Genomic DNA, 23,766 nt, shown 5'->3' with positions numbered 1-23,766 from the left:
GTAATTTCGTACAGTATAAACTGGTTTTATATACAGTAAAGCCCCAGCAAGTCTGATTTCATAAAAAAATCAGAATAATTTTTTAGACCACCCTAATTTTGTGCTTAACGTATTGAAATAGCTATAGTCTTTCGGGTGTATTAGATTCAGATAATAATCACTTCTCCTGATAATCACTTCTTCACCTTGCTGAATAGGCAGCGCTATTTGGCTATCACAGCTTATTTCGAGGTCTGTACTCATGTGTGAAAAACGCAGGCAAATGGTACTGCTGCTGTTGATCACCAGAGGGCGAGCCGACAGGGTGTGCGGGAACATCGGCACCAGCGCAATGGCGTCAAGCGTTGGCGTCAGGATCGGACCACCGCCCGAGAGTGAATAGGCCGTTGAACCGGTCGGCGTCGAAATAATCAGACCGTCGGAACGCTGTGAAAATGCAAAGCGATCATCGATATAAACTTCAAATTCAATCATGTGCGCAACCTTGCCAGGATGCAGAACCACCTCATTAATGGCTGTGCTAACCCGACACTGCTTGTCGCCGCAGCGCACCAGCGCTTCTAGCAGGAAGCGTTGTTCGCTGATATATTCGCCTTTCAGCACATCATCGAGCTGCTGTAACGCATTATCGGGGTCCAGGTCAGTAAGGAATCCCAAATTTCCGCGGTTAATTCCAATCACTTTTATGTCATAGCGCGCCAGTACTCTGGCTGCACCGAGCATGTTACCGTCGCCACCCACAACGACAGCAAGATCGGCGAGTTTTCCGATATCCGAGAGACTGCCGGTTTGCACGTTTTCCAATGCTAATTCTTGTGCAACCTGTTGCTCTACAATAACTTTATGTCCTTTAGACACGAGCCAATGATAAAGCATTTCATGGGTAGCCAGAGCAGAAGGATGGCGGGGATGACCGACAATCCCAATACACTCAAATTTTTTATTCATTGCTTTGGTTATCCTCGATAACGCATGTATGACACCTGAAGTATGACCTGTAAATGAGATAACAGGCCTTGAAACCCCAGTTTTGATCCCCATAATAAGCCAACTAGCAAGACTAAAGCTAAAACGCGGAGAGATTCATGAGTAGTAAAGAACATAAGACGCCTAACGAGCAAGCCTCGGATGAACTGAATCAGGAACAAGTGCTGCATGCGGAAGCGGAAACTGAGGCGGCTGACGTCGTTGATCCGCGTGATGCACGTATTGCCGAGCTGGAAGCACAACTGAAAGAGGCCCAGCAGCGTGAGCGTGAAAGCCTGCTGCGTGCCAAAGCCGAAGTTGAAAATATTCGTCGTCGCACCGAGCTGGATATCGAAAAAGCGCACAAATTTGCCCTTGAGAAATTTTCAGGTGAACTGCTGCCTGTTATCGATAATCTGGAGCGTGCTCTGGACCTGGCCGACAAGTCTAATGCTGAACTCACTTCAATCATTGAAGGTGTTGAGCTGACGCTTAAGTCGTTGCTGAGTGCCGTTCACAAGTTCGGTTTGGAAGTCGTTGCCGACGTTCATGTACCGTTTAACCCAGAGCTGCATCAGGCAATGACCCTGATGGAGTCTGCAGAGCTCGAGCCAAACCATGTAATCATGGTTATGCAAAAAGGTTATACGCTAAATGGGCGTTTGCTGCGTCCTGCAATGGTTGCAGTTTCCAAAGCTAAAGCGTGATTTAATTCAGCATCAAATAACTAAGGCACCCACGCGGTGCCTTTTTTATCGCTAACTTAATGGCCATGCTGCTTATTCTGGCAATTTGGGCATCCAGTCAATCGGCGTCAGGCCTTGTTGTTTCAACAATTCATTAGTCATTGAAAAATGTTTACAGCCAAGAAATCCTCGGTGGGCCGACAATGGTGACGGATGGGGGGCTTTGAGCACTCGATGCCGAGCAGTATCTATGATGCTGCCCTTTTTCTGTGCGTGAGAGCCCCAAAGTAAAAATACCACGCCTTCACGGTGCGTATTCAGCGTGCTGATCACTTTATCGGTAAAGGTTTCCCAGCCCAATTTTGCGTGCGAATGGGCCTGTCCACCTTCCACAGTTAACACGGTGTTAAGCAGCAGCACGCCCTGATCTGCCCAGCTTTGCAGATAACCATGGTTTGGGCGAACAAAACCCGGAATATCCGTCGCCAGTTCTTTATACATATTAACCAAGGAAGGGGGCGCAGGAACGCCGGGCTTTACCGAGAAAGACAGCCCGTGGGCCTGATTAGGTCCGTGATAGGGATCCTGGCCGAGTATAACGACTTTTACCTGTGAGAACTCGGTTGAGCGGAACGCGTTAAAAACGTCTTCCTGGGGGGGGTAAACTGTTTTCCCTGCTGCGCGCGCAGTGGCGACAAATTTCAGGGTATCGACAAAATAACTCTGCTGTTTTTCCTGGCCAATCACGTCGTGCCAAGTGAGCGGGGCTGCCATAAGCGCTCTCCATTTATGCGAAATCTTAATATGTGTAGCTTACCTCCTCGTGTCAGCCAGAGATACTCTCTCTGGCCTTAAATTGATTTCTATCAAGGCTCATTTTCTCCGAAATTGGTATACAGGGATCACACTAAGGAGGATTGCTGGATAATTGAACCAGCAATCGTTGACCCGTTCTCTTATAAAAGTAGGGAGAAAAATGATGATCACTGGGATCCAGATAACTCAGTCCAATAATGAAGCGTTGAAAAATTCATTTTGGCTGTTAGACAATGAAAAAGACGAGGCAAGATGCGTTTGTGCGCAATCTGGCTATGAGGAAGATCAGATTATTGCCTTAAGCGAGCTTGGGAAGTTTGAGTATCGTGAGGTGCCTTTGGAGTTCGCACCGACCGTCCGCGTTGAGGGTGGTCAGCATCTTAATGTGAACGTGATGCGTCGTGAAACGCTGGAAGATGCGGTAAAAAATCCTGAAAAATATCCGCAGCTAACTATTCGCGTTTCGGGCTATGCCGTTCGCTTTAATTCGCTGACGCCTGAGCAACAGCGTGATGTAATAACGCGTACTTTTACCGAAAGTCTGTAAATCAAAATCAGGTGAAAATCGGGAGTCGCTCATTCATAAGGATGAGAACTGTGGTTTTCATCAGAAGATCTTCACAAGTAAATCATATGTCAATCATGGCGTTACATCGATGATTCGCTTATCTTCTGCTGGGTGCTTGTCACAGTAAGAGGTATTCCATTGGTGTTAGCGCTTATATTGCGCCTCCTGGCCATTCACAATGGTCGGGATTTTTTTTGCCTGCGGAATCTGTCGCTTTATCAGAAAGCAGCGTGCCCTGTCATAGACAGGGCCCGCTGAGAATAAACCGAGGCAACAATTGTGATTAACTTGCTTCTGTACTCGACTTACGCCGTTTACCGACGTTTTTACTGTCGCGATGACGTACTTTCACTTTTACCTTCGATTTTTCAGTCTCTTGCTTCTGCTTCTCTTTACGCTTGGCCAGCACCTTTTTAGAAGGTTTGCCGGTTGTTTTAGCGCTAGGCGCCTTAGTGGTCGGACGAAGTTCGTCGATCACACGCGATTTAAGCGGCTGATCCAGGTAACGTTCAATTTTACCCAACAGCAGATGGTCATGCGCTTCTACCAGTGAAATTGCCGTGCCTTTACGGCCTGCGCGACCCGTACGGCCAATGCGGTGCAGGTAGGTGTCTGCGGTCAACGGAATGTCAAAGTTGAATACATGGCTGATATCGTTGATATCGAGACCACGGGCGGCGATATCAGTAGCAACCAGCACGTTAACGCGGTCTTCGACCATACGTTTAACCGCCTCGGTACGCTTGACCTGCACCATCTCGCCTTCAAGGTAACAAGAGTTGATGCCTGCTTCACGTAACAGGGCAACCAGCTCGTGCACACGCTCGCGCTTACGCACAAAGATAACGGACTTGGTCACGTCTTCCTGTTTCAGCAAATGACACAGCAGGGCAGTTTTATGCTTTAAATCATCGGCGCGATAGTACCACTGCAGAATTTTCTTGCGTTCACGTCGTGACGGGTCGGCTTCAATCTCAACCGGCTCAGTCAAAATACGTTCGGCAAACTCACGAATTGCTTCGCCTTCAAGCGTTGCGGAAAACAGCAACGTCTGTTTACGCCAACGTGCTTCGGCAGAAATCGTTTCAATATCTTGGGAAAAGCCCATGTCGAGCATGCGGTCGGCTTCATCGAGGATCAGCGTTTCAATCGCGCGGCAGTCGAAGTTTTCTTCTTTAATATACTGAAGCAAACGACCAGTAGTCGCGACAACGATGTCCTGATTTTCGCTGAAAACTTCAGCGTGGTTCATATAGGCAACGCCGCCGGTAATGGTCGCGATGTCTAAGTCAGTATGTGCAGCAAGCTCGCGCGCCTGGTCAGCAACCTGCATCGCCAGCTCACGCGTTGGCGTCAGGATTAAAACACGCGGTGGACCAGACTTTTTACGCGGAAAGTCCAGCAAATGTTGCAATGCGGGCAACAGAAATGCTGCGGTCTTGCCGGTGCCGGTAGGCGCCGAACCCAACACATCGCGTCCGTCCATCGCGGGCGGAATTGCCTCTGCCTGAATAGCAGTCGGGCGGCTATAGCCTTTATCGGTCAGTGCTTCGATCAGGCGTTCATCGAGTTCGAGTTCGGAAAAATTCGTTACAGTCATGGTCTACCTCTACTTGGGGCGCCGATTATAGACGTGTTGGCCGCGATCTTCACCTATTTAAGCGTAAACGGTCGCTTTTACTCATAAAGGCTTTGTCTTATGCTTAGCCCATTGTGCCATTAGCACCCTGATACTCGGGTGAATATAACAGGAAAGCGTAGTGACTGAAGCCGCCAGCAACAAGCCTTTACGGCGTAACGGGTTTACTTTTAAACAATTTTTTGTTGCTCACGACAGATGTGCAATGAAAGTAGGCACCGACGGCGTGCTGCTAGGCGCATGGGCTCCAGTAGATCATGTTTCTCGTATTCTTGATATTGGAACCGGGACCGGACTTGTGGCTCTTATGCTCGCACAGAGAACGCAAGACGACGTTTGCGTTGACGCCGTCGAGCTTGAATCCGTTGCAGCCTTGCAGGCGGGAGAAAATTTTGCCGAATCTCCGTGGTCTTCCCGCCTGAGCGTGTTCGCGCAAGACATTAACGATTTTGCCCACGATACGTTGCATAAGTACGACCTGATTGTGAGTAATCCGCCCTATTTTGAGGCCGCCGTTGCCTGTCGTGATGAAGCGAGAAACGCCGCACGTTACACTGAAACATTAACTCACCATGCGCTGTTGGAGTGCGCTAATAATCTTCTCACGGCAAACGGCACTTTTTGCGTGGTACTGCCTTATGACATAGGGCTGTCGTTCGAAAAGGCGGGGCAGGCCCTTGGGTGGCACACTCAGGCGCGTCTCGATATTCGTGACCGGCCAGAAAAACCCTTAAATCGCATGCTGCTCGCGCTATCAAAGCAGGCTCAGCTGCCCGACTATCAGGAGCTGGCACTCCGCGAGAAACTTAACGTTTATAGCGCGGAGTTCAGAGCTTTGATTACTGATTTTTATCTGAATTACTGAGTTATTCCTGATTTCTTTCCGATTCATTTTTGATTTAAATCTGAGGTCAGGGAATTCATGGTTGTAAAATCGTCGGCTGTGAGTGTTCGAGCAAGTCTGGATAGTCAAGCGTGAAGTGCAAGCCGCGACTCTCTTTCCTTGCCATGGCACTGCGTACGATGAGCTCAGCTACCTGAACCAGGTTACGCAGCTCCAGCAAATTATTTGAGATACGGAAATTGGCATAATATTCGTCAATTTCCAGCTGCAGGGTAGTGATGCGGCGCAGTGCGCGTTCCAGACGTTTGGTGGTACGAACAATACCGACGTAGTCCCACATAAATAGCCGCAGCTCGTGCCAGTTGTGCTGTATAACCACTTTTTCGTCTGAGTCATCTACCTTGCTTTCGTCCCATGGCGGCAGGCTTTTGGGCATTTTGATGTTCGGCAGGCGCTGTAAAATATCCTCGGCCGCTGACCAGCCATACACCAGGCACTCGAGCAATGAGTTAGACGCCAGGCGATTCGCGCCGTGCAACCCGGTATAGCTGACTTCACCAATGGCATACAGCCCATCAAGATCCGTTCTGCCGTGTTGGTCCACCATCACGCCGCCACAGGTGTAGTGTGCAGCAGGCACTATCGGGATCGCCTCCCGGGTCAGGTCAATGCCTAATGAAAGCAGTTTTTCGTCAATCATCGGGAAGTGATGTTTGATGAATTCAGGCGGGCGATGGCTGATATCCAGATACATGCAGTCGGCGCCGAGCCGTTTCATCTCGTGATCGATAGCGCGAGCCACTACGTCACGCGGTGCCAGCTCGCCACGCGGGTCGAAATCGGGCATAAAGCGCGTGCCGTCAGGGCGCTTGAGGTATGCGCCTTCACCGCGCAGCGCCTCTGTCAGTAGAAAATTGCGTGCCTGAGGATGGTAAAGGCAGGTTGGGTGAAACTGGTTGAATTCGAGATTGGCGACTCGACAACCCGCACGCCAGGCCATGGCGATGCCGTCACCTGAGGCAACGTCGGGATTGGTGGTGTATTGATAGACTTTGGCAGCCCCGCCGGTCGCCAGCACCACCGATTTGGCGCGCATCGTTTCGACCTGCTCAATATCGCGATTCCATACGTAGGCGCCAACAACCCGCTGTGTACCGGGCAGGCCCAGTTTGCTTGAAGTAATAAGGTCAACCGCGTTATAGCGCTCTTTTACGCTAATATTGGGGTGGGCTCTTGCTTTACCTACCAGCGTGGTTTCTACTTCTTTGCCAGTTGCATCAGCAGTATGCAGAATACGCCGATGGCTGTGGCCGCCTTCTCGCGTGAGATGATAACGTTCGGTACTGTCGCTGGTTTCAGTGTCAAACAAAACGCCCTGATTGATTAGCCACTGCACGCAGTGCTTGGCATTACTGGCGATGAATTCGACCGCTTCCTTATCGCACAGTCCTGCGCCTGCGATAAGCGTGTCGTCAACGTGGGAGTCAATGCTGTCTGTTTCATCAAAAACGGCCGCTATACCGCCTTGTGCGTAGAACGTGGAGCCCTCATTGAGTGGCCCCTTGCTCAATACCGTGACTTTACAGTGGTCTGCGAGGCGTAATGCTAATGAAAGGCCGGCGGCACCACTTCCTATAATCAATACATCACTAACAAAGTCGGATGAAGGTTGCATAACGTATGATGTTTGCAGAAGAAGAAGGAAATTCATGTTAGCCTAAATGGACTGGCAAAAGCCACGAGCACAATCATCGGTTTAAAAAACTTTTTGTTTTATGGAACTTAACATTCTGTTTAAACTCCAAGCAGTACTTGCTCAGGAAAATAATGATGAAAGCTGGCAGTACGACTTTTAGCGTGGAGATAGCTTTGGGGAGAGATTACCTCGGATGAGCGAGCAGTTAGCAGATCAGGTTCTGGTCGAGCGGGTCCAGAAAGGTGATCAAAAGTCGTTCAATTTACTGGTTATTCGCTACCAGCATAAAGTGGCGAGCCTTGTTTCCCGCTACGTTCCACAGGGCGATGTTCCCGATGTGGTTCAGGAATCCTTTATAAAGGCCTATCGCGCACTGGAGTCATTTCGTGGGGATAGCGCTTTTTACACCTGGTTATATAGAATTGCCGTCAACACGGCGAAGAACTACTTAGTTGCGCAGGGCCGACGCCCTCCCTCTAGCGATGTGGATGCAATAGATGCTGAAAACTTCGAAAGTGGTGGTGCACTAAAAGAAATATCGAACCCTGAGAACTTAATGTTGTCAGAAGAGTTGAGACAGATTGTTTTTCGGACTATTGAAGCGCTTCCTGAAGATTTGCGGATGGCAATTACTCTCAGGGAGTTGGATGGTTTGAGCTATGAAGAGATAGCCGCCATCATGGATTGCCCGGTGGGCACGGTGAGATCCCGTATTTTCCGTGCTCGAGAAGCTATTGATAATAAAGTTCAACCGCTGATTCAGCGTTAGCGATGGCGGACACTTAAAGGGTATTTAGGCATGCAGAAAGAAAAGCTTTCAGCTCTGATGGATGGTGAATCGGTTGATTCCGAACTGTTAAGTTCGCTTTCAAACGATAAAACGCTCCAGGAAAGTTGGCAAAGTTACCATTTGATCCGCGACACTATGCGCGGTGATATGGGCAACGTTGTGCATCTGGATATCGCTGATAGAGTCGCTGCTGCTTTGGCAAATGAACCTGCCAAACTTGTTCCTGGCGCGACTAAAGAATCGCAACCTTTGCCACATACCTGGCAAAAGATGCCTTTCTGGCACAAAGTTCGCCCTTGGGCCAGCCAGATTACGCAGATTGGCGTTGCCGCCTGTGTGTCTTTGGCCGTTATCGTTGGCGTGCAGCACTATGGTCAGTCAGATGCGACCGGTGCATCGCCCGAAACACCCGCATTTAACACATTGCCAATGATGGGCAAAGCCTCGCCTGTTAGCTTCGGCGTGCCGAACGAAGGCAGCACCGCAAGCGGGCCGCAGAACATGCAAGAGCAGCGTAAACGCATTAACGCTATTCTGCAGGATTATGAGTTGCAGCGCAGATTGCATTCCGATCAGCTTCAGCTGGACTCAACTGCTCCACAGCAGGCCGCTATTCAAGTCCCAGGTAACCAGTCATTAGGAACGCAAACGCAGTAATGAAGCAATTTTTGTATGCTGTTTCTCTACTGACAAGCAGTTTGTTTGCAATTCATACCGCCTCGGCCGAGAGTCAACCTTCTCCCGAGGCGTTATTGCAACAAATGAGTGCTGCCAGTCAATCATTGGATTATGAACTCGCCTTTATCAGTATTACGAAGCAAGGCATTGATTCATATCGCTATCGTCACGCTAAAACGGATGGAAAGCAGCTCGGTGATCTGCTCCTGATGGACGGCCCTCGTCGCGAAGTTGTGCAACGCGGGAACGACATTAGCTATTTCGAGAGCGGACTCCAGCCGTTCACGCTGGCTGGTGATCATATTGTTGATTCACTGCCTGAACTTGCTTTTAGTGATATTGCCAAGCTTTCTAAATACTACGATTTTATCGCCGTAGGACGAGCTCGCGCTGCAGACCGTACAAGCCAGGTAATCCGCGTGGTTTCACGTGATGGCACCCGTTTCAGCTTTATCATCTGGATAGACGAGCAAGACAAACTGCCTTTGCGTGTCGATCTTCTCGATAAAGACGGCGAAACGCTTGAGCAGTTCCGCGTGATCTCCTTGACCGTCGACCCTGGTGTTGCTGAAGCCTTCAATGGAATCGAAAAAGCCAATTTACCGCCGGTGCTCAGCATTCCCGAAAGCAGCACTGCGCAGTTTAGCTGGAGCCCGAAATGGCTGCCTGAGGGCGTCAAAGAGGTTTCTCGCAGCAAACGTAACTTGCCTAATCTACCGGTTAACATCGAATCGCGACTTTTCAGTGACGGCGTTTTCAGCTTCTCAATTAACGTGAACCCGACCAATAGCGTGACCTCTGAACAAATCGTTCGGCAGGGCAGAAGAACCGTACAGACTGAAGTGCGCAACGGCAATGAAATTACCCTGGTTGGCGAGCTACCGCCTTCCACAGCCAAGCGCATTTCTGATAGTATTGTGTTCTCTGGACAGTAACAGGTCCGAATTTTCCGGGTAACGGGCAGGGTAACGACGATGATGAAAGAATGGGCTACGGTGATTTCGTGGCAAAATGGCGTTGCAGAACTGCGTTGTGAAACGCAGGCAGGATGCAGCAGCTGTCATTCGCGTTCAGGTTGTGGTTCCCGCGTTCTCAATGAACTTGGTCCGCAAACCGAGCATAACTTGCAGGTGCATAGTGTCGAGCAGCTTGAACCAGGTCAGAAAGTTGAGCTGGGAATAATGGAAGGCAGTTTGCTGCGTTCTGCTCTGCTGGTGTACATGACGCCGCTGTTTGGTGTGATTTTCGGTGGTGGGATGCTGCAGTGGATGTTTAAGGCTGATGTTTTTGCCCTGATTGGGGCGATAGTGGGTGGTTTGGTGGGTTTCGGGGTTGCGCGCTATTTCGCGGCTAAAGTTTCCGAGAAATCAGCCTATCAACCGGTTATCTTGCAGGTAGGTTTGCCGCCAAACGCGTTCCGTTTTCAACCTGAAAGCAAAAGTATTTAAATACTGTCTTCTCTGCCCAACGTTTTCTCCCCCTAAACACTACACTACACTGCATCTGCAAAAGCGTCCCGTTGAACTAATCAATGGCGGGCGCTTTTAACTCTTCAACCTCTGTTTGTCCTGGGACTTAACCCCGTATCGGGATGCGGTTTTGAATCATGTGCTCAATAAGTGCGATAAACAAATCTGCACTGAATAACGACGTATAAGCGACTGAGAATAGCGATCTGCCGTGCATGTCTAGCAGTTTTATCGTCTGGCTGTTGCTGCCGCCGCTGATAAAGTGAACTTCCCCGATTGCAATATGGTGGCCGTCATCGCAGTCCAGAGAGCGGGCGGAGAGCTGCAATTTCTTCTCATTCATCATCAAAAAGTTACCGCGCAGAAAGCGGCGTATCTTACTTTTACTCTCAGTCAGATAGCTAAAACCAACCGCGCCTCCCTGTGCGAGCGTATTCAACGCCTGAGGCCCACGAAGTAATAATTGCTCATTTTTAATGACTTCAATTAGCCGATCTGCGTGCGCAATATTGGGCGATATTTTGTACCAGGGTTTATCTGAGCTTTCGCGGAAGGCCATGGTATTTAATATCTTTCTGGTATATTTTCCGGAGCGGTAACGATAGATGTCGTTAATTGTCTCGAATGGAATAAATTTATTTTTATTATCCGGTTTTGAAATGACCAATACGCCATTTTCATAGAGTTGGAATATTTGTCGGGGTTTAATAAATTGGCGTAAAATAATCAGCAGTATTCCCAGCGAAATGCTGAAAATAGTCGACATAAGAATAGTGTGCTGGCCGAAATAGCCGTTTTTTCCAAACGTGAGCAAAATCACTAGCTGCACGGCTCCCGCTACCATCAACAGCGTAGCGAGAACCATGGTTACCCATGAATTTACTCTTGCAAAGCCATGCCGGCTAAGCAGCCGACCTTCATTGATCATGACATTAACCTTGTGACCGATTGAATAATAAAGATTGTAAATAGTTAAAATTATTTAAAGAAAAATATGAGTTATGTATCACAAAAATTTATTTTTATAACAATCAGTTAATTGTATTTCCCCCGTCCAGTAAATGAGCATTTTCCTAAACTGAAAAAGGCTTGGTGTAAAGCACGAAAAGTGAATTCGCTAACTCAATAATTCAGATTGATATTATTTATCTGCGTCATTATTTCGCCGATAATATCGCGAATATTCATCAACGCATTACGCACAGCGGCAGCACCGGCGTAGAACAAAAGCTGTAAAATCGCCTCAATAATCTGCTCGCGGCTTGCACCTAGCTTCGAAAGTATCCTTCTACACGAAGCCTCATCGATTTTTACCGCCGCGATTCACTTCGCCAGAATCGTGGTAACGCTATCGCATCCTTTCGTGTAACCCGCATACAGTGTAAGATGCGCCCATATTTGCGTGGGCAGATTGGGCGTTTAGTCCAATGCTGTGTCCATGAAAAAGCTTTAAGCGCTATTAATCAGAGAAAATCATTTATAAATGAAGAACATAAGAAACTTCTCCATTATTGCCCACATTGACCATGGCAAGTCGACACTTTCTGACCGTATTATCCAAATCTGCGGTGGGTTGTCTGATCGTGAAATGGCTGCTCAGGTCCTTGACTCCATGGATCTCGAACGTGAGCGCGGCATTACCATCAAGGCACAGAGCGTTACGCTGGATTACAAAGCGCTCAACGGTGAAACCTATCACCTCAACTTTATCGACACCCCGGGTCACGTTGATTTCTCCTATGAAGTTTCTCGCTCTCTGGCGGCCTGTGAGGGTGCTCTTCTGGTGGTTGATGCCGGACAGGGTGTAGAGGCCCAGACGCTGGCCAACTGCTATACCGCGATGGAGATGGATCTTGAGGTTGTGCCGGTTCTGAACAAAATTGACCTGCCGGCTGCCGATCCTGACCGCGTGGCGCAGGAAATTGAAGATATCGTCGGCATCGATGCAACCGACGCCGTGCGCTGTTCTGCCAAAACCGGCGTGGGTGTTCCTGACATTCTTGAGCGTCTGGTGCGTGATATCCCGGCGCCTGAAGGCGACCCTGAAGCTCCTTTGCAGGCGCTTATCATCGATTCCTGGTTTGATAACTACCTCGGCGTTGTGTCACTGGTGCGTATTAAAAACGGCACCATGCGCAAAGGTGACAAGATTAAAGTCATGAGCACCGGGCAGACGTACAACGCCGACCGTCTGGGCATCTTTACCCCTAAGCGTGTCGACAAAGACGTGCTGCACTGCGGTGAAGTAGGCTGGTTAGTTTGTGCTATTAAAGACATTCTTGGCGCACCGGTCGGCGATACGCTGACTCTGGCTCGCCAGCCTGCTGAGAAAGCGCTGCCGGGCTTCAAAAAGGTTAAACCCCAGGTTTACGCCGGCCTGTTCCCCATCAGCTCTGACGACTATGAAAACTTCCGTGATGCGCTGGGTAAACTGAGCCTCAACGACGCGTCACTGTTCTATGAGCCAGAAAGTTCGACCGCGCTGGGCTTCGGCTTTCGCTGTGGTTTCCTGGGCTTACTGCACATGGAAATCATTCAGGAACGTCTTGAGCGCGAATATGACCTCGAACTCATCACCACGGCACCCACGGTTGTGTATGAAGTTGTTACCACCGCTGGCGAAACTGTGTACGTTGACAGCCCGTCCAAGCTGCCAGCGCTGAATAATATCGAAGAGCTGCGCGAGCCCATCGCCGAGTGTCACATGCTGATGCCGCAGGAGTATCTGGGCAGCGTGATCACCCTGTGTATCGAGAAGCGCGGCATGCAGACCAACATGGTTTACCACGGTAACCAGGTTGCGCTGACCTATGAAATCCCGATGGCAGAAGTGGTGCTGGATTTCTTCGACCGCCTGAAATCTACCTCACGCGGCTATGCGTCTCTTGATTACAATTTCAAACGATTCCAGACTTCTGACATGGTACGTGTTGATGTTTTAATCAACGGTGAGCGCGTTGATGCCCTGGCACTAATAACCCACCGCGACAACTCGCATTATCGTGGTCGCGATCTGGTCGAAAAAATGAAAGAGCTGATCCCGCGTCAGCAATTTGATATCGCCATTCAGGCGGCTATCGGCAACCACATTATTGCCCGTGCGACCGTGAAACAGCTGCGTAAAAACGTGTTGGCCAAGTGCTACGGCGGCGACGTTAGCCGTAAGAAGAAACTCTTACAGAAACAGAAAGATGGTAAGAAGCGCATGAAGCAAGTGGGTAACGTTGAGTTACCACAGGAAGCGTTCCTTGCGATTCTGCACGTAGGTAAAGACAGCAAGTAAGTCTTTGAGAAATAGGTCAAGGAGTAGGAATGGCTAACATGTTTGCCCTGATACTGGCTATTGCAACGCTGGTGTCTGGGATAATCTGGTGTTTGGATCGTTTTAAACTGGCTCCTGCACGTCGGGAGAAAATCGCACGTTTGAAAGCCGAAACGGCAGGTGCGGTTGACGAGAAAATCCTCAACAAGGCTGCAAAACAGCCGGGCTGGGTCGAAACTTGTGCTTCCGTATTTCCGGTGCTGCTGGTGGTATTTGTTGTTCGTTCTTTTATTTACGAACCTTTCCAGATTCCATCAGGTTCAATGATGCCAACATTGCTTATTGGTGATTTCATTGTGGTCGAAAAATACGCTTACGGTCTTAAAGACCCGATTACCCAGACCAAGCTTATCCCGACCGGTGAGCCAAAGCGCGGTGATGTTGTGGTATTTAAATATCCGCTTAATCCGCAGCTGGATTATATTAAGCGTTTGGTAGGTTTACCGGGTGACCGCGTAAGCTACGACCCCGTGAGCAAAGAAGTGACGGTTCAACCGGCGTGTAATAATGGCCAGGTCTGTGATAAAGCCTTGCCTATTACCTACAGCGCCAATGAAGCCAGCGCTTTTGTACAAACCTTTGGTCAGGCTTCTGGCAGTGAGGCAACCAGCGGTTTCTTTGAAACGGCTCCCTCCGCACCCGTTCCACAAGACGGCGTTCGTTTACTGGGTCGTAAAGAAACACTGGGTGACGTGACTCATAATATTCTTATTGTTCCCGGTGCTCGCGACCAGTTAGGCGGCTATTATCAGCAACCAGGTCAACCTCTGGGTACTTGGGTTGTTCCCGCCGGTCATTATTTCATGATGGGTGACAACCGCGATAACAGCGCCGACAGCCGTTATTGGGGCTTTGTGCCAGAGAAAGATCTGGTGGGCAGAGCGTCAGGTATTTGGATGAGCTTTAAGAAGCAAGAAGGCGAATGGCCAACGGGTATACGTTTAAGCCGTATTGGTGGAATTCAATAATAATGTTGTGCCCGTCACTTAAACGACGGGCATATTAACGCAGCATTAAATTTCCACTCGTTGTAGAATATCTCTTCGAGCGATAAAAGTTGGCGACCCTTATCTTCTTCTCTATCATAAATAGTAAAAAAGAGGGAGCCACTGCAAACGAAACAGCTTTGGATCGACTATTGGTGAATCAGGCCTGTTCCGTATGCTGAAGTTTTTGACGCATTCTTGATCTATTGGTAACTCATGAATCCCATCGTAATAAACAGGCTTCAGCGAAAGCTGGGCTACACTTTTCAACAGCAGGAGCTTTTATTGCAGGCACTGACTCACCGCAGCGCCAGCAGCAAGCACAATGAGCGTTTAGAGTTTCTTGGAGACTCAATCCTCAGCTTTGTTATTGCAAATGCGCTGTATCATCGTTTTCCTCGTGTAGACGAGGGCGATATGAGCCGGATGCGTGCAACGTTAGTGCGCGGAAATACGTTGGCTGAAATGGCGCGTGAATTCGACCTTGGCGAGTGTTTGCGATTAGGCCCAGGCGAATTGAAAAGTGGTGGTTTCCGCCGTGAGTCTATTCTCGCGGATACGGTGGAGGCACTCATTGGCGGCGTGTTCTTGGATAGCGATATTCAGAACGTCGAAAGGCTGATTCTCGAATGGTACCGTAGTCGTCTCGATGAAATCAGTCCCGGTGATAAGCAGAAAGACCCGAAAACCCGTTTACAAGAGTTTTTGCAAGGTCGTCATCTGCCGTTGCCTTCTTATCTGGTTGTGCAGGTTCGCGGTGAAGCGCACGATCAGGAGTTTACCATCCACTGCCAGGTCAGTGGCTTGAGTCAGCCGGTTGTAGGAACCGGATCAAGCCGCCGTAAAGCCGAGCAGGCGGCAGCGGAACAAGCGCTGATACAGCTGGAGCTTGAATGAGCGAAGAAAAGAATTACTGTGGTTTTGTAGCAATCGTTGGCCGTCCTAACGTCGGCAAATCAACCTTGCTGAATGAGTTGTTGGGGCAAAAAATCTCCATCACTTCTCGCAAACCGCAGACCACGCGTCACCGGATTATGGGTATCCATACCGAAGGTCCATACCAGGCTATCTACGTTGATACCCCGGGGCTTCACATTGAAGAGAAACGCGCTATTAACCGTCTGATGAACCGTGCAGCAAGCAGTTCTATCGGCGACGTTGAGCTGGTTATCTTCGTGGTTGAAGGCACCCACTGGACGCCTGACGATGAAATGGTCGTTAATAAGCTACGTGACCTGAAAAGCCCGGTGATACTGGCTATCAACAAAATCGACAACGTCACTGACAAAGCCAAGCTATTGCCGCATTTGCAATTCTTGAGCGAGCAGATGAACTTCGCCGATATCGTGCCAATTTCTGCGGAAAAGGGCACCAACGTTGACACCATCGCAGCCCTGGTGCGTAAGCAACTGCCGGAAGCGATTCACCATTTCCCAGAAGACTACATCACCGATCGTTCTCAGCGCTTTATGGCGTCAGAGATCATTCGTGAGAAACTGATGCGCTTCCTGGGTGAAGAACTGCCTTATTCTGTTACCGTCGAAATTGAGCGCTTTGTGACCAATGAACGCGGTGGCTATGACATTAACGGTTTGATTCTGGTTGAGCGTGAAGGCCAGAAGAAAATGGTTATCGGCAATAAAGGCTCCAAGATCAAGACTATCGGCATTGAGGCTCGTCACGACATGGAAAACATGTTTGAAGCGAAGGTTCACCTTGAGCTGTGGGTTAAGGTCAAATCCGGTTGGGCAGACGATGAACGTGCGCTGCGCAGCCTGGGTTACGTGGACGACTTATAAGGTCTGCGCCTATGGAAGGCTGGCAACGAGCATTTGTCTTGCATGGGCGACCTTACAGTGAAACCAGTTTATTGCTGGATTTGTTCACTGAAGGGCAAGGACGGGTACGCATACTGGCAAAAGGTGCGCGTGGCCGTCGGTCGAATCTAAAGGGCTGCCTGCAGCCCTTTACTCCGCTGCTGGTCCGCTGGACGGGGCGCGGTGAAGTGAAAACTCTGCGCAATGCTGAAGCCGTCTCGCTGGCGCTTCCCCTCTCAGGCTCTATTCTTTACAGCGGCCTTTACGTTAACGAACTGGTCTCCCGCGTCCTTGAGCAAGAAACCAATTACTCTTCGCTGTTTTTCGATTATCTCCACTGTTTGCAAAATTTGGCCGCGGCCAGCACTTCGCCCGAGCAGGCGCTGCGCCAGTTTGAATTGGCATTGCTGCATAATCTTGGCTATGGCGTAGACTTTTTGCACTGTGCGGGCAGCGGTGAGGAGGTCAGCGAAACCATGACCTACCGCTATCGTGAAGAGAAAGGCTTTATTGCCAGCCTGGTGGTGGATAACGCCAGTTTTACCGGGCGTGACCTTAAAGCGCTGGCCAGCCGAGAATTTCCCGACATCAACACGTTGCGCGCGGCCAAACGTTTTACTCGCATGGCGCTGAAGCCCTACCTTGGCGGTAAACCATTGAAAAGCAGAGAGCTGTTCCGTCAGTTTGTATTAAAAAAACCTTCCCCTTCTGCAGAAAATCCTGCCGACTGATTTTGTCTGTGCGCGCGATAGCGTGTAAACTGCCGCCTATATGCTAAGTCCTGCTGCGTCTCGAACCCTGTTGGGTACCTCAAATTTAGGAGTGTTTCATGGCTGAATTACTGTTGGGCGTCAATATTGACCACATCGCTACCTTGAGAAACGCACGCGGTACCGCGTATCCGGATCCCGTTCAGGCCGCTTTCGTTTCCGAACAGGCCGGCGCCGACGGCATCACCGTGCACCTGCGCGAAGACCGCCGCCACATCACCGATCGCGATGTGCGAATTTTGCGTGAAACTATTCAGACGCGCATGAATCTCGAAATGGCGGTGACCGACGAAATGGTCGGCATTGCCTGCGATATCAAACCGCATTTTTGCTGCCTGGTGCCTGAAAAACGTGAAGAAGTGACCACAGAGGGCGGGCTTGACGTTGCCGGTCAAAAAGACAAAATGACCGTGGCCGTAGAGCGCCTGTCCGAAGCTGGGATCCTGGTGTCGCTGTTTATCGACCCAGACGTTCGCCAGATTGACGCCGCGGTTGCCGTGGGTGCGCCCTACATCGAAATCCACACCGGTGCCTATGCTGAAGCCCCTGAAGGCATTCATCGCGAAGCCGAGTTTCAGCGCATCAAGCATGCGGCAACCTATGCAGCGTCGAAAGGATTAAAGGTCAATGCCGGACACGGACTGACGTATAAAAACGTTCAACCGATTGCCGCACTGCCGGAAATGCACGAGCTGAACATTGGCCATTCCATTATTGGTCAGGCAGTCTTTGATGGATTGGCCGGTGCGGTCAGTGAAATGAAAGCGCTGATGCGTGAAGCGCGTCGATAATGGCTATTCTTGGGCTGGGCACCGATATTGTCGAAATCGTCCGCATTGAAGCGGTGGTTGAACGCAGTGGCGACCGACTGGCCAAGCGTATCTTGAGCGCCAACGAATGGCAGCTGTATCTTAAACATCAGCAGCCAGTGCGTTTTCTTGCCAAGCGTTTTGCTGTAAAAGAGGCGGCGGCAAAAGCGTTAGGAACGGGGATACGCAACGGACTGGCGTTTGAGCAGTTTGAAGTGGTCAATGATGCACTGGGAAAACCGAGCCTGATTTTTCACGACCGCGCAGCAGAAATGGCCGCCGAGTTTGGCGTGAAATCGGTACACGTCACGCTGGCAGACGAGCGCCATTACGCCTGTGCCACGGTGATTATTGAGAACTGAGTCACTCCGGTTCTGTATCGTTGTGCTGCTCACAGTTAAGCAGAATGGTGCAGCGCTACAAATTTGTCCCACAGCTGTTCGTTAGTTTCCTGGCGTAGCGGGTCGATGATAATCGTATTGTCGATCGGGCATACTTTTTGGCAGGTTGGGGCATCATAATGCCCCACGCATTCCGTACAGCGCCCGCTGTCAATTTCGTAAAACACTTCCCCCATCGCTATCGCCTGATTCGGGCACTCTGGCTCGCACATATCGCAATTGATGCATTTTGGGGTAATTAACAGCGCCATAATTTCTCATTGACCGGGCGTTTTCAGGGGCGCAAATTATACCAAATTTACTGCGGCTATCTTCCGGAAAAACGGGTGCTTTAACGGGATATCAGCCCTAAAGCTGATCGGGATCAACTCAGCTTGTTCACCAGATTTTCGCTGTGCTTTATTCTGCCAGGAGCATGTTCGGTATCTTGCTGAATCAGCGCCATAAAAAGAATGTCGGTCAGTGAGTACTGGGCGGTGCTGGCCGAGATGGCGGCACCGCGCGTCACGGGCAGCTCGGCCAGCGTATACAGGCAGTGATCGGCCTGCTGCTGTAAGGTATTGGGAGAGAAACTGGTCAGCGCCAGCGTTTTTGCTCCCGCCTTGCGCGCCACTTCTGCCGCCAGATTTATCTCGCGCCGTTCACCGCTAAAAGAGATAGCCAGCAGCAAATCCTGTTCCGATAACGCCTGAACCGTTGCCAGCAGCACGTGGGTGTCTGACTCAACAATCGCGGTAATGCCGATTTTTAGCAGCTTATAGGCAAAGTCCTTTGCCACCAGCCCAGAAGCGCCTAGGCCAGTGAGCACAATTTTACGCGCACTGGACAGCATAAACAGCGCCTGCTGGAGTCGCTGCTCGCTGTTAACGTCGAGCGTGGCGCGCAGCGCTGCCTGTTTCTCCGCCAGCAGTTTTTCGCCGACAATAAGCATGCTGTCGGTGCTCAGTATCTGGTTATGTACTGTAATGGCCGGGTCCGCCAGTGGTGCTGAAAGCGCTTCACTCATCGCCAACTTCAGGGCAGGAAAACCCTTATATCCCAATTTTTGCGCAAACTTGACTACACCCGATTGGCTTACCCCCGCCAACTCGGCCAATTTTTGCGAGCTTAAGTGACGCGCTTTATCGGGCTGGGCCAATAAGAAGTCGGCCAGTTTTCGGTCATTCTCTGCCAATTGCGGATACATCTGACGGATGCGTATCATACTGCTCATGATGCTGAGTCCTGTCGTGAGTTTTGTCCTGATGTCTTTAAACTAACAAAAAAAACTCGCTTTGCTGAATAAACTATTCAAATATATTAGTTAAATTTCGAATTAAATATTCTAGAGGTCATGATGAACTTAGGCGCATTGGTATCTGAAACCCGCAATCCGGCGACCTCAAGGCTGGACGAAATGTCCACTTTGGAAATGGTCACTTGCTTCAATAATGAAGACCGCAAAGTGCCGTTGGCCATTCAAGCCGTATTGCCGCAAATTGCCGAAGCCGTAGAGCGGGCGGCGGCCTCTTTTCTCGCCGGTGGACGTTTAATTTATCTGGGCGCGGGCACCAGCGGACGCCTCGGCGTACTCGATGCATCGGAATGTCCGCCGACCTTTGGCGTGCAGCATGGCATGGTCATTGGGCTGATTGCCGGTGGACCGGGTGCTCTGCTCAAGGCGGTAGAAGGGGCTGAAGACAATGCTGAACTCGGTGTTGAGGATTTAAAAAACCTTAACCTTACCGCCGATGATACCGTGGTGGGACTTGCCGCGTCTGGCCGTACTCCGTACGTGATTGGCGCACTGCGCTATGCACGTCATCTAGGCTGTGCCACGGTTGCTATTTCTTGTAACCCGGATTCCCCCATCGCTCACGAGGCACAGGTTGCCATCTCGCCCGTTGTTGGACCTGAGGCGCTGACGGGTTCAACCCGCCTTAAATCGGGTACTGCACAAAAATTGGTGCTGAATATGATCTCCACGGGTGCGATGGTCAAAATCGGTAAGGTCTATCAGAACCTGATGGTTGATGTGAAAGCCACTAACGTCAAGCTAGTGGATCGCGCCTGCCGGATCGTCGTTGAGGCCACGGGAGCCGAACGCCAGGATGCCGAAGCCGCTCTGCAGCAAACCGGCTTTGAGGTGAAGCCGGCTATTTTGATCATTCTGGCACAGGTCAGCGCCGAAGAGGCCATCGAACGCCTTGCTCGGCACAACGGTTTTCTGCGTGCTGCGCTGGCGGAGTAGTTTTTAGCTTTATTTACTGACTCATACAGAGTCATCATTTTCGAGGGGTTGTCATGGCAGCGGATAAAACTCAGGTATTGGCGGTGCAGTATTCGCCATCATGAATATCTTGGTAGGCGTCAATGCCGCTCGAGTCTTTGGGGGTTCTCAGGCGATGGGCGGGGTGATGGCCGGTATTCTTTCCAGCCCTCAGCTGGTGCAAATTACGCTCTTTGGTAGCCGGGGCGCGGTGGCGTGATTGCAGTCCTGCTGGTGGCGACGGTGATTACTTTCGGGATTTCAGGTCTTCCTTTGGCGTTGACCATTATCTCCGGTAAAGTAATGCTTTATCTGACTGGCGTACTGATAACCATGGTGGCCGGCTTTATTTTTACCTGGATTATGGGGTTCAACGATCCCGAGGAGTAACGCATTGAGCGCGAAGACGGATCGCCGTGTGGTTTTTTTTGATCTCGATGGCACACTGCATCAACAGGATATGTTCGGGACTTTTATGCGTTTTCTGCTCAAGAAAATGCCGCAAAATTTGCTGTTGGTGGTGCCGATGCTGCCGGTAGTTGGGCTTGGTATGTTGCTCTGCGGCCGCGCCGAGCGCTGGCCAATGAGTCTGCTGCTGTGGTCTATTACCTTTGGGCACAGTGAAGCACGTCTGAAAGCACTTGAATTGCAGTTTGTGAACTGGTTCCGCACAAAAGTGGTCGCGTTTCCGGTGGTGCAGATGCGCCTGCGTGATTATCTCGACAATGATGATGCACAAGTGTGGCTGATAACCGGCTCGCCGGAGAATCTGGTGCAGCAGGTTTACAATACTTCCCCTTTTCTACCGCGCGTCAGGCTGGTAGGCAGCCGTATCGCTCGCCGCAACGGCGGTTGGGTGCTGGCATTGCGCTGCCTGGGCGAAGAAAAAGTCTCACAGCTGGAACAGCGTATTGGCTCCCCGCTTAAACTTTATAGCGGCTACAGCGACAGCAAACAGGATAATCCGTTGCTGTTTTTCTGTGAGCATCGGTTTCGCGTCAGCAAGCAGGGCGAATTGCAGCAGCTGGAATAATGCCGCGGCTTCGGCTTAACTTCATCCCGTCTTTGTTAACTAAAACTGTAGCTATACTGTGTCTGCGGGTGCGGGCAGTGTATGATAGCCGCCGTTTTAGTCAGGGCGAGGTTTACGTGATAGAGCAATACAGCGACAGGTACTGGATGCGGCATGCAATGGCGCTGGCTTCAAAAGCGCAGGATGTAGGCGAGGTGCCGGTTGGCGCAGTATTGGTGCTCGATAATAAGGTGATCGGCGAAGGCTGGAATCGTTCAATCGGGCATCATGATCCTACCGCGCACGCCGAGATTATGGCGCTGCGTCAGGGCGGCATGGTGGTAAAAAACTATCGTCTGCTGGATGCGGTGCTGTATGTCACCCTTGAGCCTTGCGTGATGTGTGCCGGCGCGATGGTGCACAGCCGCATTCGTCGGCTGGTTTATGGCGCGGCCGATATGAAAACCGGCGCGGCAGGATCGCTGCTCGACGTGCTGGGTCATCCGGGCATGAATCATCATATTGAGGTGACGTCAGGCGTATTGGCCGACGAATGTTCCACGCAGTTGAGTGAGTTCTTCAAACTGCGCCGCAGCCAGCATAAGGCGTTGCGCAAGGCCCAGCGCGAGGCCGCTAACAGTCAAAGTGATGAGTAAAAAGGGCGACGGTTAACCGCCCGCGCTTTTTAACTGCTCCAGCGTCACGGCGGGATATCCCGCGCCAAGCTGCACTTTTAGCGCAGCAGCCTGCGCCTTTTGCTTCTCTTTCTCCATCAGATAGCCTACGAGGCTGATTTGATACTTCCTGATGTTCTCAACGTAGTTAAAGGCCTGAGTGCCACGCGCATAGCCATAGGTTGTTTTGCTGTAGTAGCGTTTCTGATTAAGCATGGGCAAACGCTGTTTTACATCGACCCAGCTATCAGGATTGCCTTTTTGCGCCGTAGTCAGCTGCCTGGCGTCGAGCATGTGGCCATATCCCATATTGTAGGCTGCCAGCGCAAACCAGATTTTATCGTCATCGGCAATCGTGTCCGGCAGGGTCGCAATAATTTTGTTCAGATAAAGCGCGCCGCCGCGAATGCTCTCTTCGGTATCCAGGCGATTACTCACGCCCAGCCCCTGAGCGGTGGCACTTGTCAGCATCATCATACCGCGCACGCCGGTCGGTGAGGTGGCACTAGGATCCCAATGCGACTCCTGATAGGAAATGGCCGCCAGCAGTCGCCAGTCGATTTTGTCGGCATACTTCTCGAACAGCGGTTGCAGCGTAGTGAGCTTGTCATCAATGGCATTAAGAAAGGCGCGGGTGTCCACGAAGTCAAAATTACCGACGTGGCCTAAATACTTCTCTTCCAGCCTCTCAAGAGTACCGTCTTCGGAAATTTGGCTAAAAAAATCGAGCATCGCTGCATAGAGGCTGTCGTCATCGGCTGTTTTAGTAAAGTACCAGGTAACCGGTTCGTCCTCGGTGGCGTCAAAAGCGACCGCCAGGCGCGGGTAAACGCGCTGTAGCAGGGCCACTGTCACTGAATCACCGAGCGTGTATTTGAGCTTACCCTGAGCAACCTGTTGCATCAGCTCCGTAGGGGAGTAGCGGTGGGTGACACCCCAACTGAGGTCCGAAAACTTTTTCTTCGCGTCTTCAAGCGTCGTGATGTGGGCCGCACCGGCAGAAACGACCAGGTTGCCTTTAATATCGTCATAGGATTTTGGGCGTGCCGTACCAAGCCGATAAAGTACCTGCTGGGAAACGGTGTAGTACTCCGGCCCGGTACGAAATGACTTTAAACGCTCAGGGTTATAGATAAGTCCCGAGGCCAGCATGTCGGCCTTATTACTTTTAAGATCGCCAAACAGTTGGTCGATATCTTTATGTGAGGTCATGACCAGCTTCACGCCGAGGTAGTCGGCAAAGCGGCTGGCTAATTCATAATCAAATCCCCGGTCACCTGCGGTGCCGTTAAAATAGGTCTGTGAAGAGTCGAGCGTACTGACGCGCAGTTCACCACGAGACAGAATGTTTTGGAGCTGGTCACCTGACCCGCGCTGCCATGGAATGCTAGGCCACAGGGCCAGCGCCAGCAACAGGGTGATGAGGCCCACGATTAAATACGTTATTTTTATGCGCTTCAAATAGTTATCTCTCTGCGGCGCTATTCTTTTAATAAGATAAAACGGTGCTGATAAAGGGGCTAAAATCCCGGTGCCGACGCATTTTGCTCAACAAAACGCCAGTCTGCAACTTTA

At 50.6% G+C, this 23,766-nt stretch carries 26 protein-coding genes and 1 pseudogene; 18 read left to right on the top strand and 9 right to left on the bottom strand.

Translation table 11 applies throughout. The features are described 5' to 3' along the window. Nucleotides 1-69 precede the first annotated feature (69 nt). A complete protein-coding gene (nadK, locus tag GA565_RS20680; RefSeq protein ID WP_152200500.1) occupies nt 70-948 on the bottom strand; it encodes an NAD(+) kinase in 879 nt (292 codons plus the stop codon). Nucleotides 949-1,085: 137 nt separating this feature from the next. Here nadK and grpE point away from each other — a divergent pair, with 137 nt between their 5' ends. Further along, nucleotides 1,086-1,673 (top strand): nucleotide exchange factor GrpE, encoded by a 588-nt coding sequence (gene grpE, locus GA565_RS20675; RefSeq protein WP_152200498.1) that lies wholly within the window; start codon nt 1,086-1,088, stop codon nt 1,671-1,673. Nucleotides 1,674-1,745: 72 nt separating this feature from the next. Here the strand turns inward: grpE and ung are convergent, their stop codons facing one another. Next, a complete protein-coding gene (gene ung, locus GA565_RS20670; RefSeq protein ID WP_152200496.1) occupies nt 1,746-2,426 on the bottom strand; it encodes a uracil-DNA glycosylase in 681 nt (226 codons plus the stop codon). A gap of 205 nt (nt 2,427-2,631) precedes the next feature. Between ung and grcA the strand changes: the two genes are divergently transcribed. Then, a complete protein-coding gene (grcA, locus tag GA565_RS20665) occupies nt 2,632-3,015 on the top strand; it encodes an autonomous glycyl radical cofactor GrcA (protein WP_152201672.1) in 384 nt (127 codons plus the stop codon). A gap of 304 nt (nt 3,016-3,319) precedes the next feature. On the opposite strand, the gene srmB is transcribed toward grcA, so the two are convergent. Next, on the bottom strand, nt 3,320-4,636 hold the full coding sequence (gene srmB / locus GA565_RS20660; RefSeq protein ID WP_152200495.1) for an ATP-dependent RNA helicase SrmB: 1,317 nt from the start codon (nt 4,634-4,636) through the stop codon (nt 3,320-3,322). A 160-nt stretch (nt 4,637-4,796) separates the two neighbouring features. Here srmB and GA565_RS20655 point away from each other — a divergent pair, with 160 nt between their 5' ends. Continuing rightward, the gene (locus GA565_RS20655; RefSeq protein ID WP_226951005.1) at nt 4,797-5,540 is read left to right on the top strand and encodes a tRNA1(Val) (adenine(37)-N6)-methyltransferase; all 744 of its coding nucleotides are present in this window, start codon (nt 4,797-4,799) and stop codon (nt 5,538-5,540) included. A 55-nt stretch (nt 5,541-5,595) separates the two neighbouring features. Here the strand turns inward: GA565_RS20655 and nadB are convergent, their stop codons facing one another. Beyond that, on the bottom strand, nt 5,596-7,194 hold the full coding sequence (nadB, locus tag GA565_RS20650; RefSeq protein ID WP_193311945.1) for an L-aspartate oxidase: 1,599 nt from the start codon (nt 7,192-7,194) through the stop codon (nt 5,596-5,598). A 214-nt stretch (nt 7,195-7,408) separates the two neighbouring features. On the opposite strand from nadB, the gene rpoE reads away from it, so the two are divergent. The 4 genes from rpoE to rseC are packed head-to-tail and all read left to right on the top strand — an operon-like array spanning nt 7,409 to nt 10,131. Then, nucleotides 7,409-7,984, top strand: a complete 576-nt coding sequence (rpoE, locus tag GA565_RS20645) for an RNA polymerase sigma factor RpoE (protein WP_152200492.1) — start codon at nt 7,409-7,411, stop codon at nt 7,982-7,984. Between the two features lie 30 nt (nt 7,985-8,014). Next, nucleotides 8,015-8,662 (top strand): anti-sigma-E factor RseA, encoded by a 648-nt coding sequence (gene rseA / locus GA565_RS20640; RefSeq protein ID WP_152200490.1) that lies wholly within the window; start codon nt 8,015-8,017, stop codon nt 8,660-8,662. Then, nucleotides 8,662-9,618, top strand: a complete 957-nt coding sequence (rseB, locus tag GA565_RS20635; RefSeq protein ID WP_152200488.1) for a sigma-E factor regulatory protein RseB — start codon at nt 8,662-8,664, stop codon at nt 9,616-9,618. Before rseA ends, rseB begins: the two co-directional genes overlap by 1 nt. A 39-nt stretch (nt 9,619-9,657) precedes the next feature. Next, a complete protein-coding gene (gene rseC, locus GA565_RS20630; protein WP_152200486.1) occupies nt 9,658-10,131 on the top strand; it encodes a SoxR-reducing system protein RseC in 474 nt (157 codons plus the stop codon). Nucleotides 10,132-10,258: 127 nt separating this feature from the next. Here the strand turns inward: rseC and GA565_RS20625 are convergent, their stop codons facing one another. Continuing rightward, nucleotides 10,259-11,080: a DUF6585 family protein gene (locus GA565_RS20625; RefSeq protein WP_152200484.1), complete on the bottom strand. Its 822-nt coding sequence runs from the start codon at nt 11,078-11,080 to the stop codon at nt 10,259-10,261. Nucleotides 11,081-11,274: 194 nt separating this feature from the next. Next, nucleotides 11,275-11,475, bottom strand: coding sequence for a carboxymuconolactone decarboxylase family protein (locus GA565_RS24980; protein ID WP_370518115.1), 201 nt, complete (start codon nt 11,473-11,475; stop codon nt 11,275-11,277). 160 nt (nt 11,476-11,635) lie between these two features. Here GA565_RS24980 and lepA point away from each other — a divergent pair, with 160 nt between their 5' ends. From lepA to acpS, 7 genes are all read left to right on the top strand, one after another. Further along, nucleotides 11,636-13,435 (top strand): translation elongation factor 4, encoded by a 1,800-nt coding sequence (gene lepA / locus GA565_RS20620; RefSeq protein WP_055776555.1) that lies wholly within the window; start codon nt 11,636-11,638, stop codon nt 13,433-13,435. A 29-nt stretch (nt 13,436-13,464) separates the two neighbouring features. Beyond that, nucleotides 13,465-14,442 carry a signal peptidase I gene (gene lepB / locus GA565_RS20615; RefSeq protein WP_152200482.1) on the top strand — a complete coding sequence of 326 codons (978 nt, stop codon included), beginning with the start codon at nt 13,465-13,467 and terminating at the stop codon, nt 14,440-14,442. A gap of 234 nt (nt 14,443-14,676) precedes the next feature. Continuing rightward, a complete protein-coding gene (gene rnc, locus GA565_RS20610; RefSeq protein ID WP_009637006.1) occupies nt 14,677-15,357 on the top strand; it encodes a ribonuclease III in 681 nt (226 codons plus the stop codon). After that, the gene (gene era / locus GA565_RS20605) at nt 15,354-16,259 is read left to right on the top strand and encodes a GTPase Era (RefSeq protein ID WP_055776561.1); all 906 of its coding nucleotides are present in this window, start codon (nt 15,354-15,356) and stop codon (nt 16,257-16,259) included. The genes rnc and era overlap by 4 nt, the downstream gene beginning before the upstream one ends. Nucleotides 16,260-16,270: 11 nt before the next feature. After that, entirely contained in the window at nt 16,271-17,008 is a 738-nt protein-coding gene (gene recO, locus GA565_RS20600) for a DNA repair protein RecO (protein WP_055776564.1), read from the top strand. Nucleotides 17,009-17,106: 98 nt separating this feature from the next. Continuing rightward, complete coding sequence (gene pdxJ, locus GA565_RS20595) at nt 17,107-17,838, top strand: pyridoxine 5'-phosphate synthase (RefSeq protein ID WP_055776567.1); 732 nt, start codon at nt 17,107-17,109, stop codon at nt 17,836-17,838. Next, entirely contained in the window at nt 17,838-18,218 is a 381-nt protein-coding gene (acpS, locus tag GA565_RS20590; RefSeq protein WP_152200480.1) for a holo-ACP synthase, read from the top strand. Before pdxJ ends, acpS begins: the two co-directional genes overlap by 1 nt. A gap of 35 nt (nt 18,219-18,253) precedes the next feature. On the opposite strand, the gene GA565_RS20585 is transcribed toward acpS, so the two are convergent. After that, nucleotides 18,254-18,508 (bottom strand): YfhL family 4Fe-4S dicluster ferredoxin, encoded by a 255-nt coding sequence (locus GA565_RS20585; RefSeq protein ID WP_152200479.1) that lies wholly within the window; start codon nt 18,506-18,508, stop codon nt 18,254-18,256. Nucleotides 18,509-18,621: 113 nt separating this feature from the next. Continuing rightward, on the bottom strand, nt 18,622-19,470 hold the full coding sequence (locus tag GA565_RS20580; protein WP_055776578.1) for a MurR/RpiR family transcriptional regulator: 849 nt from the start codon (nt 19,468-19,470) through the stop codon (nt 18,622-18,624). A 123-nt stretch (nt 19,471-19,593) separates the two neighbouring features. Between GA565_RS20580 and murQ the strand changes: the two genes are divergently transcribed. The 4 genes and pseudogenes from murQ to tadA all read left to right on the top strand — a co-directional run bounded on the left by murQ (nt 19,594) and on the right by tadA (nt 22,173). Beyond that, nucleotides 19,594-20,487 (top strand): N-acetylmuramic acid 6-phosphate etherase, encoded by an 894-nt coding sequence (gene murQ, locus GA565_RS20575; RefSeq protein ID WP_152201669.1) that lies wholly within the window; start codon nt 19,594-19,596, stop codon nt 20,485-20,487. Between the two features lie 79 nt (nt 20,488-20,566). Continuing rightward, a pseudogene (locus GA565_RS20570) lies at nt 20,567-20,895 on the top strand (PTS sugar transporter subunit IIC); the annotation flags it as partial. A 4-nt stretch (nt 20,896-20,899) separates the two neighbouring features. Continuing rightward, nucleotides 20,900-21,538 carry a phosphatidylglycerophosphatase C gene (gene yfhb, locus GA565_RS20565; protein WP_152200477.1) on the top strand — a complete coding sequence of 213 codons (639 nt, stop codon included), beginning with the start codon at nt 20,900-20,902 and terminating at the stop codon, nt 21,536-21,538. 77 nt (nt 21,539-21,615) lie between these two features. After that, a complete protein-coding gene (gene tadA, locus GA565_RS20560) occupies nt 21,616-22,173 on the top strand; it encodes a tRNA adenosine(34) deaminase TadA (RefSeq protein WP_370518073.1) in 558 nt (185 codons plus the stop codon). Between the two features lie 12 nt (nt 22,174-22,185). Here the strand turns inward: tadA and mltF are convergent, their stop codons facing one another. Then, nucleotides 22,186-23,652, bottom strand: a complete 1,467-nt coding sequence (gene mltF, locus GA565_RS20555) for a membrane-bound lytic murein transglycosylase MltF (protein WP_152200475.1) — start codon at nt 23,650-23,652, stop codon at nt 22,186-22,188. Nucleotides 23,653-23,766: the final 114 nt, after the last annotated feature.

Origin of the sequence: Rouxiella sp. S1S-2 (genome assembly GCF_009208105.1) — a bacterium.
Lineage (GTDB): Bacteria > Pseudomonadota > Gammaproteobacteria > Enterobacterales > Enterobacteriaceae > Rouxiella.
This window is presented reverse-complemented; position numbering and strand designations above follow the sequence as displayed.

Bases quoted from the DNA above. Each gene is read 5' to 3' on its own strand.
- nadK (WP_152200500.1), bottom strand. From the start codon at position 948: ATGAATAAAAAATTTGAGTGTATTGGGATTGTCGGTCATCCCCGCCAT.
- grpE (WP_152200498.1), top strand. From the start codon at position 1,086: ATGAGTAGTAAAGAACATAAGACGCCTAACGAGCAAGCCTCGGATGAA.
- ung (WP_152200496.1), bottom strand. From the start codon at position 2,426: ATGGCAGCCCCGCTCACTTGGCACGACGTGATTGGCCAGGAAAAACAG.
- grcA (WP_152201672.1), top strand. From the start codon at position 2,632: ATGATCACTGGGATCCAGATAACTCAGTCCAATAATGAAGCGTTGAAA.
- srmB (WP_152200495.1), bottom strand. From the start codon at position 4,636: ATGACTGTAACGAATTTTTCCGAACTCGAACTCGATGAACGCCTGATC.
- nadB (WP_193311945.1), bottom strand. From the start codon at position 7,194: ATGCAACCTTCATCCGACTTTGTTAGTGATGTATTGATTATAGGAAGT.
- rpoE (WP_152200492.1), top strand. From the start codon at position 7,409: ATGAGCGAGCAGTTAGCAGATCAGGTTCTGGTCGAGCGGGTCCAGAAA.
- rseA (WP_152200490.1), top strand. From the start codon at position 8,015: ATGCAGAAAGAAAAGCTTTCAGCTCTGATGGATGGTGAATCGGTTGAT.
- rseB (WP_152200488.1), top strand. From the start codon at position 8,662: ATGAAGCAATTTTTGTATGCTGTTTCTCTACTGACAAGCAGTTTGTTT.
- rseC (WP_152200486.1), top strand. From the start codon at position 9,658: ATGATGAAAGAATGGGCTACGGTGATTTCGTGGCAAAATGGCGTTGCA.
- GA565_RS20625 (WP_152200484.1), bottom strand. From the start codon at position 11,080: ATGATCAATGAAGGTCGGCTGCTTAGCCGGCATGGCTTTGCAAGAGTA.
- lepA (WP_055776555.1), top strand. From the start codon at position 11,636: ATGAAGAACATAAGAAACTTCTCCATTATTGCCCACATTGACCATGGC.
- lepB (WP_152200482.1), top strand. From the start codon at position 13,465: ATGGCTAACATGTTTGCCCTGATACTGGCTATTGCAACGCTGGTGTCT.
- rnc (WP_009637006.1), top strand. From the start codon at position 14,677: ATGAATCCCATCGTAATAAACAGGCTTCAGCGAAAGCTGGGCTACACT.
- era (WP_055776561.1), top strand. From the start codon at position 15,354: ATGAGCGAAGAAAAGAATTACTGTGGTTTTGTAGCAATCGTTGGCCGT.
- recO (WP_055776564.1), top strand. From the start codon at position 16,271: ATGGAAGGCTGGCAACGAGCATTTGTCTTGCATGGGCGACCTTACAGT.
- pdxJ (WP_055776567.1), top strand. From the start codon at position 17,107: ATGGCTGAATTACTGTTGGGCGTCAATATTGACCACATCGCTACCTTG.
- acpS (WP_152200480.1), top strand. From the start codon at position 17,838: ATGGCTATTCTTGGGCTGGGCACCGATATTGTCGAAATCGTCCGCATT.
- GA565_RS20585 (WP_152200479.1), bottom strand. From the start codon at position 18,508: ATGGCGCTGTTAATTACCCCAAAATGCATCAATTGCGATATGTGCGAG.
- GA565_RS20580 (WP_055776578.1), bottom strand. From the start codon at position 19,470: ATGAGCAGTATGATACGCATCCGTCAGATGTATCCGCAATTGGCAGAG.
- murQ (WP_152201669.1), top strand. From the start codon at position 19,594: ATGAACTTAGGCGCATTGGTATCTGAAACCCGCAATCCGGCGACCTCA.